Annotated in this window: 14 protein-coding genes; 1 reads left to right on the top strand and 13 read right to left on the bottom strand. The window is 72.1% G+C overall.

What is annotated here, in order from left to right:
- Positions 1-8: 8 nt before the first annotated feature.
- Positions 9-461: an NUDIX hydrolase gene (locus tag ACQEVS_RS08115; RefSeq protein ID WP_433017232.1), complete on the top strand. Its 453-nt coding sequence runs from the start codon at positions 9-11 to the stop codon at positions 459-461.
- 242 nt (positions 462-703) lie between these two features.
- Here the strand turns inward: ACQEVS_RS08115 and ACQEVS_RS08120 are convergent, their stop codons facing one another.
- From ACQEVS_RS08120 to ACQEVS_RS08180, 13 genes are all read right to left on the bottom strand, one after another.
- Positions 704-1,264: an AMIN-like domain-containing (lipo)protein gene (locus tag ACQEVS_RS08120; RefSeq protein WP_433027371.1), complete on the bottom strand. Its 561-nt coding sequence runs from the start codon at positions 1,262-1,264 to the stop codon at positions 704-706.
- A gap of 191 nt (positions 1,265-1,455) precedes the next feature.
- Positions 1,456-2,916: a glutamate synthase subunit beta gene (locus tag ACQEVS_RS08125; protein WP_433017235.1), complete on the bottom strand. Its 1,461-nt coding sequence runs from the start codon at positions 2,914-2,916 to the stop codon at positions 1,456-1,458.
- Positions 2,909-7,465 carry a glutamate synthase large subunit gene (gene gltB / locus ACQEVS_RS08130; protein WP_433017238.1) on the bottom strand — a complete coding sequence of 1,519 codons (4,557 nt, stop codon included), beginning with the start codon at positions 7,463-7,465 and terminating at the stop codon, positions 2,909-2,911. The genes ACQEVS_RS08125 and gltB overlap by 8 nt, the downstream gene beginning before the upstream one ends.
- Positions 7,466-7,781: 316 nt before the next feature.
- Positions 7,782-8,513, bottom strand: coding sequence for a VIT1/CCC1 transporter family protein (locus ACQEVS_RS08135; RefSeq protein WP_351510991.1), 732 nt, complete (start codon positions 8,511-8,513; stop codon positions 7,782-7,784).
- A 377-nt stretch (positions 8,514-8,890) separates the two neighbouring features.
- Positions 8,891-9,823, bottom strand: a complete 933-nt coding sequence (gene lgt / locus ACQEVS_RS08140; RefSeq protein WP_433017242.1) for a prolipoprotein diacylglyceryl transferase — start codon at positions 9,821-9,823, stop codon at positions 8,891-8,893.
- A 111-nt stretch (positions 9,824-9,934) separates the two neighbouring features.
- On the bottom strand, positions 9,935-10,723 hold the full coding sequence (locus ACQEVS_RS08145; protein WP_433017245.1) for a thioredoxin domain-containing protein: 789 nt from the start codon (positions 10,721-10,723) through the stop codon (positions 9,935-9,937).
- 129 nt (positions 10,724-10,852) lie between these two features.
- Positions 10,853-11,671 (bottom strand): tryptophan synthase subunit alpha, encoded by an 819-nt coding sequence (gene trpA / locus ACQEVS_RS08150; RefSeq protein WP_433017248.1) that lies wholly within the window; start codon positions 11,669-11,671, stop codon positions 10,853-10,855.
- A complete protein-coding gene (gene trpB / locus ACQEVS_RS08155) occupies positions 11,668-12,951 on the bottom strand; it encodes a tryptophan synthase subunit beta (RefSeq protein WP_433017251.1) in 1,284 nt (427 codons plus the stop codon). The genes trpA and trpB overlap by 4 nt, the downstream gene beginning before the upstream one ends.
- A 70-nt stretch (positions 12,952-13,021) precedes the next feature.
- Positions 13,022-13,174, bottom strand: a complete 153-nt coding sequence (gene trpM / locus ACQEVS_RS08160) for a tryptophan biosynthesis modulator TrpM (protein ID WP_398274117.1) — start codon at positions 13,172-13,174, stop codon at positions 13,022-13,024.
- 7 nt (positions 13,175-13,181) lie between these two features.
- Positions 13,182-13,991, bottom strand: coding sequence for an indole-3-glycerol phosphate synthase TrpC (trpC, locus tag ACQEVS_RS08165; RefSeq protein WP_433017254.1), 810 nt, complete (start codon positions 13,989-13,991; stop codon positions 13,182-13,184).
- Positions 13,992-14,171: 180 nt separating this feature from the next.
- Positions 14,172-14,654, bottom strand: coding sequence for a DUF2752 domain-containing protein (locus ACQEVS_RS08170; protein WP_433017257.1), 483 nt, complete (start codon positions 14,652-14,654; stop codon positions 14,172-14,174).
- Positions 14,655-14,783: 129 nt separating this feature from the next.
- A complete protein-coding gene (locus ACQEVS_RS08175; protein WP_351510979.1) occupies positions 14,784-15,026 on the bottom strand; it encodes an HGxxPAAW family protein in 243 nt (80 codons plus the stop codon).
- A 137-nt stretch (positions 15,027-15,163) separates the two neighbouring features.
- Positions 15,164-15,814, bottom strand: coding sequence for a TIGR02234 family membrane protein (locus tag ACQEVS_RS08180; protein ID WP_433017260.1), 651 nt, complete (start codon positions 15,812-15,814; stop codon positions 15,164-15,166).
- Positions 15,815-15,820: the final 6 nt, after the last annotated feature.

Consider the following 15,820-nt stretch of genomic DNA (forward strand, 5'->3'; position numbering starts at 1 on the left):
TCCGCGCCATGAGCGACGACGAGCACCGACGAGGCCCGGCCCGCGACGCCGCCGTAGTGGTGGCCCGCGACGATCAGGGCCTCGTCGCCATCCTCAGCGCCGACTTCCCCCACCACGGCGGCGAGCACCTCTTCCTGCCCGGCGGACGACGCGAAGACGGCGAGAGCCCCGAGGAGTGCGCGCGCCGCGAACTCCAAGAGGAAGCCGGCATCACCGCCCGGCGATGGCACTCGCTCGGCGCGTACGCCATCACCCTGGAGTCCACCGCCCGCGTCCATCTCTTCGAAGCCCGCGGCCTGACCCTCGGGCCGCAACAGCTCACTCCCACCGAGCAAGACTTCAAACTGTCCTGGTGGCCCATGGCCGAGGCCGTCGCCGCCGCCCAGGAAGGCCGATTCCTCCTCCCCGCCGGGCCCCTCGCCCTGCTCCTGTCCGATCGCCGCCAGGAAGACGGAAGTTGACGAACTGAGCTGGGCGGGCTTGGGATCACTGGCTAACCCCGAGCCCCGCGACCGCAGGTGAGCACGCGGGGACCACCTTGAGCACATGGCCATGGTCGTCATGGCCAAGGGACCACCCCCGCACGCGCGGGGACCATACTTCGCCACCTGCGGTTTTATCCGCGCCGACCCGGGTTTTCCTTCACTTCCCGAGAGTCCGACGAAGCCGACATACCACCCATCACGCCGCGCCCCACCCCACCTCACCAGCTATGCGCCACATCCACCACCAACTTGTCCCCCACCTGCTCCGCCCGGAACGGCAGTCGAGCCCGTACCCCCACAGCCACCTGAGTCTGCCCCTCAAAACTCGCGCCGAACTTCGTGTCCTGGAAGGTGCGGTAGCCAGTGAGGTCCACACCCGGCAGGGGCTGGCGGCCGCGGCCAGGGTAGGTGCGCTGGCCCGTGTTCGGGTCGTAGCTCGGGGCGTTGATGAAAACCTGCAGGATGGCGCCGCCCTTGACCGGTATCAGGTCGCCCGAGCCGTCTTGGTGGAACTCGTCCACGTACCCGACCCGGTACCCCAGCCCGGGCGCCGCGCTGCCCAGGTCGAAGACGATGCGGTCGTAACACGCGTGGCTGCCGGTACGGATGTTCTTCAGCGCGCGGTACTCGTGTCCCTCCGACGACTTGTCCGTGCTGCCCCAGCCCGTCGGGCACTCCGCGCCGGCGGAGACCGGCGCCGCGTCCGCCACCCCCGCCGTGCCCGTCAGGCCGATCGCCGCCAGGACGAAGACCGTGGCCGCTGTCGTCAGCCGTCGCATGTCGTGCCTCCCATGAGAGCCGTTGATCGGTTGCATGTGCATGCGATACGACCATCGCGCCCTCACCGGCGCCAAGCGCCGGCACCCCTTTCGGCCACGCCCCGCCGTCAACTCGACGTGAACGCGACGTCCGTGCCCCCGGCCGACATCGGGAGCACGGACGTCACGAGAACCAACCGACAACCAGCGCCTCAGACCGCCAGCGCCCGGTCCGTAGGCCGGATCGGTGCCGGCAGGGTGCTCGCCCCCGTCAGGTAGCGGTCGACGGCACGTGCCGCCGAGCGGCCCTCCGCGATCGCCCAGACGATCAGCGACTGGCCGCGCCCCGCGTCACCCGCCACGAAAACACCCGGCACGTTCGTCGCGTACGACTCGTCCCGCGCCACGTTCCCGCGCGCGTCCAGCTCCAGCCCCAACTGCTCCACGAGACCGTTGGCACGGTCCGTGCCGGTGAAGCCCATCGCCAGCGTCACCAACTGCGCCGGAATCCGCCGCTCCGTCCCCGGCTTCTGCTCCGGCTTGCCGTCCCGGAACTCCACCTCCACCAGGTGCAGCCACTGCACACGCCCCTCCTCGTCGCCCTCGAAGTGGGTCGTGGAGACGGAGTACACCCGCTCGCCGCCCTCCTCGTGCGCCGAGGTGACCTTGTACAGCATCGGGAACGTCGGCCACGGCTGGCCAACCGACCGCTCCTCCCCCGGCCGCGGCATGATCTCCAGCTGAGTGACCGACGCAGCGCCCTGCCGGTGGGCCGTCCCGACACAGTCCGCACCCGTGTCACCGCCACCGATCACCACCACGTGCTTGCCCTCAGCCGAGATGGTGGGCGCCACGTAGTCGCCCTCCTGCACCTTGTTGGCGACCGGCAGGTACTCCATCGCGAAGTGGATCCCGCGCAACTCCCGTCCCGGCACCGGAAGATCGCGCGACGTCGTCGCACCCGCCGCCACGACCACCGCGTCGTACCGCCCCCGCAGCTTCGCGGCATCGACGTCACGGCCGATCTCGACCTCAGTGCGGAACTTCGTCCCTTCCGCCCGCATCTGCTCGATGCGCCGGTTGATGTGCCGCTTCTCCATCTTGAACTCGGGGATGCCGTACCGCAGCAGCCCCCCGATCCGGTCCGCGCGCTCGTACACCGCCACCGTATGACCCGCCCGGGTCAACTGCTGCGCCGCCGCGAGGCCGGCCGGGCCCGAGCCGATGACGGCGACCGTCTTGCCCGACAACCGCTCCGGCGGCTGCGGGGTGACGTCACCGGCCTCCCACGCCTTGTCGACGATCGTCACCTCGACGTTCTTGATGGTGACGGGATCCTGGTTGATGCCCAGCACGCACGCCGACTCGCACGGCGCCGGGCACAGACGACCCGTGAACTCGGGGAAGTTATTAGTAGCGTGCAGGCGCTCGCTCGCCGCCCGCCAGTCGCCCCGCCACGCGTAGTCGTTCCACTCGGGGATGAGGTTCCCCAGCGGACAGCCGTTGTGGCAGAACGGGATGCCGCAGTCCATGCAGCGGCCGGCCTGCTTCGAAATGACCGGCAGCAACGCCCCCGGAACGTACACCTCGTTCCAGTCGCGGACGCGCTCCTCGACGGGACGGGTGCGGGCGACCTCGCGCCCGGTGGTCAGGAAGCCCTTCGGGTCAGCCATGGGTCGCCGCCTCCATCATCTTCTCGTGGGTCTCGGTCTCGGAGAGACCGGCTCGCTCGGCGGCGTCCTTGGCGGCGAGCACTGCCTGGTACGTGGGCGGGACGACCTTGCGGAAGCGCGCCACCGCCGCGTCCCAGTCGGCGAGGAGGCCGGCCGCCACGGTGGACCCCGTCTCCTCCTGGTGGCGGCGCACCACACCGTGCAGCCACCGCGCGTCGGCGTCGTCAAGAAGCCCGACGGCGCCCGTCAGCTCCTTGTTGACGTTGTGCGGGTCCAGGTCAACGACGTAGGCGACGCCACCGGACATACCGGCCGCGAAGTTCCGTCCCGTCGGTCCGAGGACGACGGCCCGGCCGCCGGTCATGTACTCGCAGCCGTGGTCGCCGACGCCCTCCGACACGACCACCGCGCCCGAGTTGCGGACGCAGAACCGCTCGCCGACCGCGCCCCGCAGGAACATCTCGCCACCCGTGGCGCCGTAGGCGAGCGTGTTGCCGGCGATGGTGGAGAACTCGGCGAGGTGGTCGGCGGCCCGGTCCGGCCGGACGACGATGCGGCCGCCCGACAGGCCCTTGCCGACGTAGTCGTTGGCGTCACCCTCCAGCCGCAGGGTGATGCCGCGCGGCAGGAAGGCGCCGAACGACTGCCCGGCCGAGCCGGTGAACGTGATGTCGATGGTGTCGTCGGGCAGCCCGGCGCCGCCGTACCGCTTGGTGACCTCGTGGCCGAGCATGGTGCCGACGGTCCGGTTGATGTTGCGGACGGGCACCTGGGCACGCACCGGCTGCGCCTCCTCCGCGCCCACCGTGTCGAGCGCGTCGGCGGCCAGCTTGATCAGCTGGTTGTCGAGCGCCTTGGCCAGCCCGTGGTCCTGGGCGACGGCGTGGTGCCGGACGGCGCCGGCGGGCAGCTCGGGGACGTGGAACAGCGGGGCCAGGTCCAGCCCCTGCGCCTTCCAGTGGTCCACGGCCCGCCCGGTGTCGAGGAGTTCGGCGTGCCCGACGGCCTCCTCAAGGCTGCGGAAGCCCAGCTCCGCCAGCAGCTCCCGCACCTCCTCCGCGATGAACTCGAAGAAGTTGACGACGAACTCGGCCTTGCCGGCGAACCGTTCGCGCAGCACCGGGTTCTGCGTGGCGATGCCGACCGGGCAGGTGTCCAGGTGGCAGACGCGCATCATCACGCACCCGGAGACGACGAGCGGCGCGGTCGCGAAGCCGAACTCCTCCGCCCCGAGCAGCGCGGCGATCACCACGTCCCGGCCGGTCTTGAGCTGCCCGTCTGCCTGGACGACGATGCGGTCCCGCAACCCGTTGAGCAGCAGCGTCTGCTGGGCTTCCGCGAGGCCGAGCTCCCAGGGGCCGCCCGCGTGCTTCAGCGAGGTCAGCGGCGAGGCGCCCGTACCCCCGTCGTGCCCGGAGATCAGGACGACATCGGCATGCGCCTTGGACACACCCGCCGCGACCGTCCCGACCCCCACCTCCGACACCAGCTTCACATGGATGCGGGCGGCCGGGTTGGCGTTCTTCAGGTCGTGGATGAGCTGGGCGAGGTCCTCGATGGAGTAGATGTCGTGGTGCGGCGGCGGGGAGATGAGCCCGACGCCCGGCGTGGAGTGCCGCGTCTTGGCGACCCACGGGTAGACCTTGTGGCCGGGCAGCTGGCCGCCCTCGCCGGGCTTGGCGCCCTGCGCCATCTTGATCTGGATGTCGTCGGCGTTGACCAGGTATTCGCTGGTCACCCCGAAACGCCCGGACGCGACCTGCTTGATGGCGCTGCGCCGCGCCGGGTCGTACAGCCGCTCCGGGTCCTCGCCGCCCTCACCGGTGTTGGACTTGCCGCCCAGCCGGTTCATGGCGATGGCGAGCGTCTCGTGCGCCTCCTGCGAGATGGACCCGTACGACATCGCGCCGGTCGAGAACCGCTTGACGATCTCGCTCACCGGCTCGACCTCGTCCAGCGGGACGGGCTTCCGGTCGCTCGCGAACGCGAACAGCCCGCGGAGCGTCATCAGCCGCTCCGACTGCTCGTTCACACGCCCGGTGTACTGCTTGAAGATGTCGTAGCGCCGGGTGCGGGTGGCGTGCTGGAGCCGGAAGACGGTGTCGGGGTCGAACAGGTGCGGCTCGCCCTCCCGCCGCCACTGGTACTCGCCGCCGATCTCCAGCCGCCGGTGGGTGGCGGCGATGCCGGTGGCGGGGTACGCCTTGGCGTGCCGGGCGGCGACCTCGCGGGCGACGACGTCCAGGCCCACGCCGCCGATCTTGGTGGGCGTGCCGTGGAAGTACGTGTCGACGAACGCCTCGTCGAGCCCGACGGCCTCGAAGACCTGGGCGCCGCGGTAGGAGGCGACGGTGGAGATGCCCATCTTGGACATCACCTTCAGCACGCCCTTCCCCAGCGCCTTGATGAGGTTGCGGATGGCGTCCTCGGGCGCGATGCCGCTGAGGAACGTCCCGGCCCTGACCAGGTCCTCGACGGACTCCATGGCGAGGTAGGGGTTGACGGCCGCCGCGCCGTAACCGATGAGCAGCGCGACGTGGTGCACCTCGCGGACGTCCCCGGCCTCGACCAGCAGGCCCACCTGGGTGCGCTGCTTGGTGCGGATGAGGTGGTGGTGGATGGTCGAGGTGAGCAGCAGCGACGGGATGGGGGCGTGTTCGGCGTCGGAGTGCCGGTCGGAGAGGACGATCAGCCGGGCGCCGCCCGCGATGGCCGCGTCGGCCTCCGCGCACATCGCCTCCAGCCGCGCGGCCAGCGCCTCGCCGCCGCCGGAGACCCGGTACAGGCCGGAGAGGGTGGCGGCCTTGAGTCCGGGCAGGTCGCCGTCGGCGTTGATGTGGATGAGCTTGGCGAGCTCGTCGTTGTCGATGACCGGGAACGGCAGGGTGACGCTGCGGCAGGACGCGGCCGTCGGCTCCAGCAGGTTGCCCTGCGGGCCGAGGGAGGAGACCAGCGACGTGACCAGTTCTTCCCGGATGGCGTCCAGCGGCGGGTTGGTGACCTGCGCGAACAGCTGGGTGAAGTAGTCGAACAGCAGCCTCGGCCGCTCGGAGAGCGCGGCGATCGGCGAGTCCGTGCCCATCGAACCGATCGGCTCCGCACCGGCGTTGGCCATCGGCGCGAGGATGACGCGCAGTTCCTCCTCGGTGTAGCCGAAGGTCTGCTGGCGGCGGGTGACGGAGGCGTGGGTGTGCACGATGTGCTCGCGCTCGGGGAGGTCCTTGAGCTCGATGAGCCCGGCCTCCAGCCACTCCTTGTACGGCTGCTCGGCGGCGAGGCCGGCCTTGATCTCGTCGTCCTCGATGATGCGGTGCCCGGCCGTGTCGACCAGGAACATCTTCCCCGGCTGGAGCCGGCCCTTGCGGACGACCCGGGCGGGGTCGATGTCGAGGACGCCGACCTCGGAGGAGAGGACGACCAGCCCGTCGTCGGTGACCCAGTACCGGCCGGGACGCAGCCCGTTGCGGTCGAGAACAGCGCCGACGAGGGTGCCGTCGGTGAAGGTGACACAGGCCGGGCCGTCCCACGGCTCCATCAGCGTGGAGTGGTACTGGTAGAAGGCGCGCCGGGCCGGGTCCATGGAAGCGTGGTGCTCCCATGCCTCGGGGATCATCATCAGCACGCTGTGCGGCAGCGAACGCCCGCCCAGGTGCAGGAGCTCCAGCACCTCGTCGAAGGAGGCGGAGTCGGACGCGTCGGGGGTGCAGACGGGGAACGTCCGCTCCAGGCTCTCCGTCGACCCGAACAGCCCGGACGCGAGCTGCGATTCGCGGGCGCGCATCCAGTTGCGGTTGCCGTTGACGGTGTTGATCTCACCGTTGTGGGCGACGAACCGGTACGGGTGGGCGAGCGGCCAGCTGGGGAAGGTGTTGGTGGAGAAGCGGGAGTGGACCAGCGCGATGGCCGTGGCGAACCGGCGGTCGGACAGGTCCGGGAAGAAGGGCTCCAACTGGCCGGTGGTCAGCATGCCCTTGTAGACGATCGTGCGGGCGGAGAGCGACGGGAAGTAGACGCCGGCCTCGCGCTCGGCGCGCTTGCGCAGCACGAACGCCTTGCGGTCCAGGGCGATTCCGGCGCTCTCCCCGTCCGCGTCCGCGACGAACAGCTGCCGGAACTCCGGCATGGTGGCGCGAGCGGTGCTGCCCAGCAGCTCGGGGGCGACGGGGACGGTGCGCCAGCCGAGGACGGTCAGCCCTTCCTCGGCGGCGATGGCGGCGATCGTCTCGACGCGCGAGACGGCACCCTCCCCGTCGGCGGGCAGGAACGCGATCCCGACGGCGTACGCGCCCTGCTCCGGGAGGGCGAAGTCCACTGCCTCGCGGAGAAAGGCGTCCGGGACCTGGAGGAGGATGCCGGCGCCGTCACCCGAGTCCGGCTCGGAGCCGGTGGCGCCGCGGTGCTCCAGGTTGCGCAGGACGGTGAGCGCCTGTTCCACCAGGGCGTGGCTCGCCTCGCCGGTCAGTGTCGCGACAAAGCCGACGCCACAGGCGTCGTGCTCATGGCGGGGGTCGTACATCCCCTGCTGAGCGGGGTGGGATGCAGAACGCATCGGCGCTCCCGTCGTCTTGGCATTCATGGCGGTGCATGTGCCGAGGGACGACGCTGGCCCTCCGCGAAATTTGGTGCAGGTTACATGATGACCCGCTTCTCGCACAGTGGAAGGTGGATTCCACTATGTGGACAACAAGCACGAGATTCACGGAGATCTACGGGGACCCGGAAGGATCCACGAGGGTGGGGCGCACTCGACGCGGGCCGCACTGCCCACGGGCGCTTGTGAAGATGTGCCCTGTTGTCGAAGGGTTGAAACCGCGCGGAAACCAGCTCGTGACGCTCGTTCGTTATGCGGTGACCCGCATAGAGCATCACCCGACAGCGGTCCCGAAGGCAATACCCAGGAGATACGTCACACCGGCCGCCGCCCCGCCCAGCAGCAGCTGCCGCAGCCCGCTGAACCACCAGCTGCGCGCCGTCACCCGCGCGACGACCGCACCGCACGCGAACAGCCCCAGCAGCGCCAGCAGCACCGCGGGCCACAGCTGCGTGGCGCCCAGCAGGTACGGGAGGACGGGCAGCAGCGCGCCCAGCGCGAACGAACCGAACGAGGCGAGCGCCGCCGTCATCGGCGAGGGCAGGTCGGACGGGTCGATGCCCAGCTCCTCGCGGGCGTGGATCTCCAGCGCCTGCTCCGGGTCCTTCGACAGCTGCCGCGCCACCTCCCGCGCCAGCGCCGGCTCCACACCGCGCGACTCGTAGAGCGCGGCCAGCTCCTCCAGCTCGTCGGTCGGGTGCTTCCGCAGCTCACGCCGCTCGATATCCAGCTCCGCGAGGACCAGCTCGCGCTGCGACGCGACGGAGGTGTACTCCCCCACCGCCATCGAGAACGCGCCCGCCGCGAGACCGGCGAGCCCCGTGATCACCAGCGTCTTCGACGAGGCCGCCCCGCCCGCGACACCCGTCAGCAGCGCGAGGTTCGACACGAGACCGTCCATCGCCCCGAACACGGCCGGGCGCAGCCAGCCGCCGTTCACATCGCGGTGCGTGTGGTTGTCGCGGTGGGCTATGTGCGTGGCGGCGGCGGTGTCGAGGACGGCCATGGTGAGTTGCTCCTTCGCCGGGGGGGGCGGGCCTTGCGCCCTGATCCCTACGGATTCGAAGGTACGCGCGGATGGCATGTCCGCGCTAGCAAGGAAGGCCGAACTTACCTCGCTGACCTGGGGGTTTGTTGCCTAGCCCCTGTCCCGCCCTTTCACCGTTTCTTGCGGGGGCCGGCCCCCGCACCCCCGAAACCGCGCTCCGCGCGGTTGTCCTCAAACGCCGGACGGGCTGAAATGTGCGCCCGGGCGCGAAATCAAGCCCGTCCGGCGTTTGAGGACGAGCGGCGAAGCCGCGAACAAGGGGGTCTGGGGCGCAGCCCCAGGAAACGGCGAAAGGGCGGGACAGGGGCAACCCCCCATCCCGCCCCAGCGCAGCGCTAGAGCTTCTTGGCCGGCTTCGGCCCGTCCGCCGGCTTCGGCTCATCCACAGGCTTCGGCGCATCCACCGGCTCCGCCGGAGAAACGTCCTCCGTCTCCTGAGCGGACTCGACCGCCCCCGGCTCTACCACGGCCTCCCGCCCAGGGACCTTCTTCGAGGACACGACGATGTACACCACCGCCGCCAGGAACACCACGATCGACGTCCACCCATTGAGCCGCAGCCCCAGCACATGATGCGCGTCGTCCACCCGCAGGTACTCCGTCCAGAAGCGCCCCACCGTGTAAGCGGCGACATACAGGGCGAACGCCCGCCCATGCCCCAGCTTGAACCGCCGGTCGGCCCAGATCACCAGGGCGGCGACCCCGAGGCACCACAGCGACTCGTACAGGAACGTCGGATGGTACGTACCGGCGACCCGTCCGATCGCCGGATCCGCGTCGATCTTCAGCGCCCACGGCAGATCGGTCGGCTTCCCGTAGAGCTCCTGGTTGAACCAGTTGCCCCACCGGCCGATCGCCTGGGCCACAGCGATGCCGGGGGCGACGGCGTCGGCCCAGGCGGGCAGCGGGATGCCGCGTCGGCGGCAGCCGATCCAGGCGCCGACCGCGCCCAGCGCCACCGCGCCCCAGATGCCGAGGCCGCCCTCCCAGATCTTGAAGGAGTCGACCCAGTCCCGGCCCTCGCCGAAGTACAGCTCGTAGTCGGTGATCACGTGGTAGAGCCGGCCGCCGACGAGGCCGAAGGGCACGGCCCAGACGGCGATGTCGGCGACGGTCCCGACCCGGCCGCCGCGCGCGACCCAGCGTCGGTTGCCGAGCCAGACGGCGGCGAAGACGCCGATGATGATGCAGAAGGCATAGCCGCGCAGCGGGACCGGCCCCAGGTGGAGGACGCCGGTCGACGGGCTGGGAATGTATGCGAGATTCATGGCACCACCGACGCTACCCTGCCGGGGCGCGCGACCGGCAACCCACCCGGGACAACAGCTGCGTAACGGGCCCCGTGCCCCGCACGCGGCACAGGCCCCCGGCCCGTCGCCTCAGTGCTTCTTCTTGGCGGCCGCCACCGTCATCTCCCGCAGCTTCGCCGGAGTCAGCGGATGCGCGGGGTCCCCGTAGACGCTCTTCCCGTTGAGCAGCACGGTCGGCGTCGCCTTGTAGGCGCCCTTGCGGAACGCCTCGTGCGCCTGCTTCACCCAGCTGTCGTGCATGCCGTCGTCCACGCACTTCTGGAAGCCGGGGGTGTTCAGCCCCGGGACCTGCCCGGCGAGCTCGTACAGCCGGGAGGTCTCGGCGAAGGCGTCCTTCGTCTCGGGCGGCTGGTTCTTGTAGAGGACGTCGTGGAACGCCGCGAACTTGCCGACGTCCTGCGCGCACGCCGCCGCGTTGGCGGCCCGGAGCGAGCCCGTACCGCCCAGGTTCCGGTCGATGAGGGTGACGATGTGGTACTCGGTCTTGAGCTTGCCCTCCTGCTCCAGGTCGCGCACGGTGTCCCGGTACGCGTTCTCGAACAGGCCGCAGGCGGGGCAGCGGAAGTCCTCGTAGACGGTGAGGGTGGCCTTGGCGGCCTTCTTGCCGACCGGGATGGTGGAGCCGTCCTTGCCGAGCGCCCCCTGCGGCGGCAGCGGCGGGCCCGCCGCCTCGTCCTTCTTCCCCCCGCCCGTGTTCGCGATCACCGCCGCGACCCCGGCGCCGGTCCCCAGCACCCCCACCACCGCCAGCCCCGCGATCATCGCCCGTTTCCGCTTGGCGCGGGCGGCGTCCTTCTGGCGCTGTTCCTGCAGCCGCTCACGGGCGCTGCGCTTTCCCTCACTGTGCTTCTCGTTCACGTCCCCGTACAACGAACCGGGGGTGCGCCCCAGCGCACCCCCGGTCCCAGGTTCCTTCGAACGGATTACCCGGCCTCGCCCGCCCCGAGGTCACGCCCCGGGATCACCTCCCGAGGCCGACGCCCGGGATCAGCCCCGCTTGCGTACGCCGTCCGCCAGCTCCCCGGCCAGCTCCCGCACCGCCGCGAGCCCGGCCGCCTCGTCCGGGGCGTCCAGCATCCGCTTGACGAATGCCGAGCCGACGATCACCCCGTCCGCGAACCCGGCGACCTCGGCGGCCTGGGCCGCGTCGGAGACGCCGAGACCGACGCAGACGGGCAGCGCGGTGCCGGTGGCCCGGGTGCGCTCGACGAGCTCCTTCGCCTGCGCGCCGACGGACGCGCGGGTTCCGGTGACGCCCATCAGGGAGGCCGCGTAGACGAAGCCGCTGCCCGCCGCGGTGATGGTGGCGAGCCGCTCGTCCTTGCTGCTCGGCGCGACGACGAAGACCGTCGCCAGGCCGTGCCGGCCGGCGTGCTCGCGCCACAGGTCCGACTCCTGGACGGGCAGGTCGGGCAGGATGCAGCCGGCGCCGCCCGCCTCGGCCAGTTCGGCGGTGAACCGCTCGACGCCGTAACGGTCGATGGGGTTCCAGTACGTCATGACGAGCACGGGCTTGCCGGTGGCCGCGTGGGCCTCGCGGACCGTCCGCATGACGTCCGCGATCCGGACGCCGCCCTTCAGGGCGATGTCGTCGGCGGTCTGGATGACGGGACCGTCGAGGACGGGGTCGCTGTGCGGCAGCCCCACCTCCACCACGTCCGCCCCGCCGTCGAAGACGGCCTTGATCGCCGCGATGCCGCCGTCCACGGTCGGGAAGCCGGCCGGGAGGTAGGCGATGAGCGCGGCGCGGTCCTCGGCCTTCGCGGCGGCGAGGGTGTCGGCCAACAGTCGTACGTTCCCGCTCACTTGACGTCCCCCTCGATCTCCGCGGTGGCGGTGCGGTCGGCGGCCACCTCGGCGTCGGCGTCGTAGAGGCCGAAGTAGCGGGCGGCGGTGTCCATGTCCTTGTCGCCGCGGCCGGACAGGTTGACGACGATCAGGCCGTCCTCGCCCAGCTCCCGGCCGACCTCCAGGGCGCCGGCGAGCGCGTGGGCGCTCTCGATGGCCGGGATGATGCCCTCGGTGCGGGACAGCAGCCGCAGCGCCCGCATGGCGGCGTCGTCGGTGACCGCCCGGTACTCGCCCCGGCCGGAGTCCTTGAGGTAGGCGTGCTCGGGTCCGACGCCGGGGTAGTCCAGGCCGGCCGAGATGGAGTACGGCTCGGTGATCTGCCCCTCGTCGTCCTGGAGGACGTAGGACCGGGAGCCGTGCAGGATGCCCGGCTCGCCCGCGGTCAGGGTGGCCGCGTGCTCGCCGGTCTCGACGCCGTGCCCGGCGGGCTCGCAGCCGATGAGCCGGACGCCCGCGTCGGGGATGAAGGCGTGGAACAGGCCGATGGCGTTGGAGCCGCCGCCGACGCAGGCGACGGCCGCGTCGGGCAGCCGCCCGGCGCGCTCCAGGATCTGCCGGCGGGCCTCGACGCCGATGACCCGGTGGAAGTCGCGGACCATGGCGGGGAAGGGGTGCGGCCCGGCGACCGTGCCGAAGAGGTAGTGGGTGCGGTCGACGTTGGCGACCCAGTCGCGGAACGCCTCGTTGATGGCGTCCTTCAGGGTGCGGCTGCCGGACTTCACGGCGATGACCTCGGCGCCGAGCATCCGCATCCGGGCGACGTTGAGGGCCTGCCGCTCGGTGTCGACCTCGCCCATGTAGATGGTGCAGTCGAGGCCGAAGAGGGCGCAGGCGGTGGCGGTGGCGACGCCGTGCTGGCCGGCGCCGGTCTCGGCGATGACGCGCGTCTTGCCCATGCGCTTGGTGAGCAGGGCCTGGCCCAGCACGTTGTTGATCTTGTGCGAGCCGGTGTGGTTGAGGTCCTCGCGCTTGAGGAACACCCGGGCGCCGCCCGCGTGTTCGGCGAACCGCGGCACCTCGGTGAGGGAGCTGGGACGCCCGGTGTAGTGGACCATCAGGTCGTCGAGCTCGGCGGCGAACGACGGGTCGGACTTGGCCTTCTCGTAGGCGACGGCGACCTCGTCCACGGCGGCGACCAGCGCCTCGGGGATGAAGGTGCCGCCGAAGGCGCCGAAGTAGCCCGCCGCGCTGGGCACCTGGCCCGCGGGGTCGGGAACGAAGAACTCAGAGGACACGGAGGTACTCCTGTGACAGAAAAGGGCGGCGGGCGTGGAGAAGGCACCCCGCGCTCGCCGAAGGGACCGGCTACGGCTGAGCGGTCCCGCGCCATCGGCGCCCGTTGATCTGCCCGGGCTCGCACCCGATGTGGTAGCGCACCCTGCGGCCGCGCACCCGCCGCGCCGGCGCGCGGCAGCCCCGGGGGCGGCACCCCCGGGCCAGGCGCGCGTACGCGGTCATGCCGTCCTCAGCTCCTGCCGTGCCGCAGGGCCGGGTGGGCGCCGGCGGCGACCAGGTCGGCGACGGCCCCCTTGGGGTCGCGCCCGGTGACCAGGGACTCGCCGACGAGCACCGCGTCGGCGCCGTCGTTGGCGTAGGCGATGAGGTCGTGCGGGCCGCGCACACCGGACTCGGCGATCTTGACGATGCCGTCCGGGATCTCGGGGGCGACCCGGGCGAAGGTGCCGCGGTCCACTTCCAGCGTCCGGAGGTCGCGCGCGTTGACGCCGATGACGCGGGCGCCGGCGGCCACCGCCCGCTCGACCTCGTCCTCGTCGTGCACCTCGACCAGCGGGGTGAGCCCGATGGACTCGGCCCGCTCGATCAGGGAGACCAGGGCCTCCTGCTCCAGGGCCGCGACGATCAGCAGGGCGAGGTCGGCGCCGTAGGCGCGGGCCTCCCACAGCTGGTAGGCGGTGACGATGAAGTCCTTGCGCAGGACCGGGATGTCGACCTTGGCGCGGACGGCCTCCAGGTCGGCGAGCGAGCCGCCGAAGCGGCGCTGCTCGGTCAGCACGCTGATGACGGAGGCGCCGCCCGCCTCGTAGTCCGCGGCGAGCGCGGCGGGGTCGGCGATGGCGGCCAGCGCGCCCTTGGACGGGCTGGAGCGCTTGACCTCGCAGATCACCGAGACGTTCTCGCCGCGGAGGGCGGCGGCGCCGTCCCTGACCTGCGGGGCCTTGGCGGCCCGCTCCTTGAGCTCGTCGAGGCCGACGCGCGCCTGCCGTTCCGCGAGGTCGGCACGGACTCCGTCGATGATCTCGTCGAGCACACTCACGCGAGCGGCCCCCTTCCGGGCTCGGATGATCTGGGCTGATGCGGTTCGTACTCGTCCCACCAGCACACTGTGATGGTACTTGCCGCCGGGCGCGGGTCGCGCATCCGGTTGACGGCGGCGTCGCGGGCCGGCCGCCCACCGCCGGTGCCGGAGGCCCTCAAGGTACGAGCCCGGAGGCCCTCACGGAACGAGCATCGCCCCGCAGGGCAGGTTCCGCACCACGGTGAAGGCCAGCACCAGCAGCCCGATCCCCCACCAGTGCGCCGGCCGCAGGGCCAGCGGCATCCCGCCGTCGCGGCGCACCGCGCGGACGCACCAGGCCGCCCAGAGGACGGCGAAGACGGCGTAGCCCGGGACGGCGAGGGCGTTGGCGCGCAGGGCGGCGGGGAGGTCGCCGTGCAGCAGGGCGTGCAGCCCGCGCAGGCCGCCGCAGGCGGGGCAGAGCAGGCCGGTGAAGTGGAGCAGCGGGCAGACGGGGTAGTGGCCGGGCTCGTTCGGGTCCACCGTCCCGACCAGGGCCGCCGCCGCGCCGAGCCCCGCGGCGACGCCGAGCGGCGCGCCCAGCCTGCGGAGGGACGGACGGCGGGGGGACGGACGGCGGGAGGACGGGCGGCGGACGGGCGATGCGACGGCCCGGCCCGGGCCGGAAGCGGGCTCCCTCACGCCGCCAGTGTCCGCCGGAACGCGCGAAGGCGCGGCCCGGGACGCCCGTACGGCTGATCAGGGTGGTGGTCGGTACGGGTTCCGGGCCGCGCCTTCGCGCGAGGGCGGTGCGGGTACGGCGACCGCCGGTCAGCCGTTCTGCGGCTGCGCCTCGGCCTTGGGACGCGAGCCCATCTTGGGGGCCTGGCCGAGGCCCATGAGGCGCATGATGCCGCCGACGATCGCGCCGAGGAAGATGACGCCGACACCGGCCCAGAAACCGACCGGCTTGGCCATCACGATGAACGCGCTGGCGACGCAGAAGCCGATGAAGGAAATGATGACACCGGTCCAGGCGGCCGGGGTCTGTCCGTGGTGTACCTGACCCGACATGACTTGACTCCTCGTTGCTGGGGGTCGCCGAATCGCGCCTGCGGGCGGCGCATGACCCTCGCGGTCATTGTCCCTGACGGCCCGTGACCGTCTCGACGTGGGGTGGGCGTCGCGGATGGCCGGCGCCCGGGCGGCGGTTACCGCGGCGCGGCGTCGCCGGTGGGGTCCTCCCCCCGGTCGAGGGCCTTCCAGATCTCCTCGGGCCGCTCGGGGTCCGGCGCGCGGCGCGGCCGGCGGGGCCGCGGGGTGCCGTCGCGCTCGTACCGGCCGCCCATGGCGGGCCAGTGCCGGCCGTAGCGCAGCGCGAGCAGCCCGGCGAGCAGCAGCAGGACGCCGCCGGCCAGGGCCACCCAGGGCCAGGGGGTGTGGCTGACGTGCTCGACGGCGGCGTGGGACAGGCCGGTGGTCCTGGCCGCCTTCTCCTCCAGGGCCCCGGTGTCGGAGGCGCCGGTGACGCAGCCCACGACGACGCCCGCGCCGCACAGCGCCAGCAGGGCGGCGACCAGCGTGCGGCCGGCCCGGCGCACGGCGAAGACGGCGACGAGCGCGGCCAGGCCGACGATGGCGAGGGCGCCGGGCAGGCCGGTGACGTCCTGGCCGGTGGCCTGCTCGCGGGCCGCGTCGCGGACGCCCGCCGCCGTGCCCTCGACCCACGTCCGGCCGCCGGCGAGCAGCACGAGCGCGGCGCCGGCGGCCGTGAGGAACAGGGCGGCGCCGACGCTGCGCCGGGCGCTCCGGCCGGGTGCGGGCTCGGTGCGGGTGCGGGGGTGGGGTACGGCTGCGCTCACCCTTCC

The organism is Streptomyces sp. CA-181903 (genome assembly GCF_050937075.1).
In the GTDB taxonomy this organism is placed as follows: Bacteria; Actinomycetota; Actinomycetes; order Streptomycetales; family Streptomycetaceae; genus Streptomyces.

What these genes read in the sequence shown, in the direction of transcription:
- ACQEVS_RS08115 (WP_433017232.1), top strand. Translation starts at nt 9, where the DNA reads ATGAGCGACGACGAGCACCGACGAGGCCCGGCCCGCGACGCCGCCGTA.
- ACQEVS_RS08120 (WP_433027371.1), bottom strand. Translation starts at nt 1,264, where the DNA reads ATGCGACGGCTGACGACAGCGGCCACGGTCTTCGTCCTGGCGGCGATC.
- ACQEVS_RS08125 (WP_433017235.1), bottom strand. Translation starts at nt 2,916, where the DNA reads ATGGCTGACCCGAAGGGCTTCCTGACCACCGGGCGCGAGGTCGCCCGC.
- gltB (WP_433017238.1), bottom strand. Translation starts at nt 7,465, where the DNA reads ATGCGTTCTGCATCCCACCCCGCTCAGCAGGGGATGTACGACCCCCGC.
- ACQEVS_RS08135 (WP_351510991.1), bottom strand. Translation starts at nt 8,513, where the DNA reads ATGGCCGTCCTCGACACCGCCGCCGCCACGCACATAGCCCACCGCGAC.
- lgt (WP_433017242.1), bottom strand. Translation starts at nt 9,823, where the DNA reads ATGAATCTCGCATACATTCCCAGCCCGTCGACCGGCGTCCTCCACCTG.
- trpM (WP_398274117.1), bottom strand. Translation starts at nt 13,174, where the DNA reads ATGACCGCGTACGCGCGCCTGGCCCGGGGGTGCCGCCCCCGGGGCTGC.
- ACQEVS_RS08175 (WP_351510979.1), bottom strand. Translation starts at nt 15,026, where the DNA reads ATGTCGGGTCAGGTACACCACGGACAGACCCCGGCCGCCTGGACCGGT.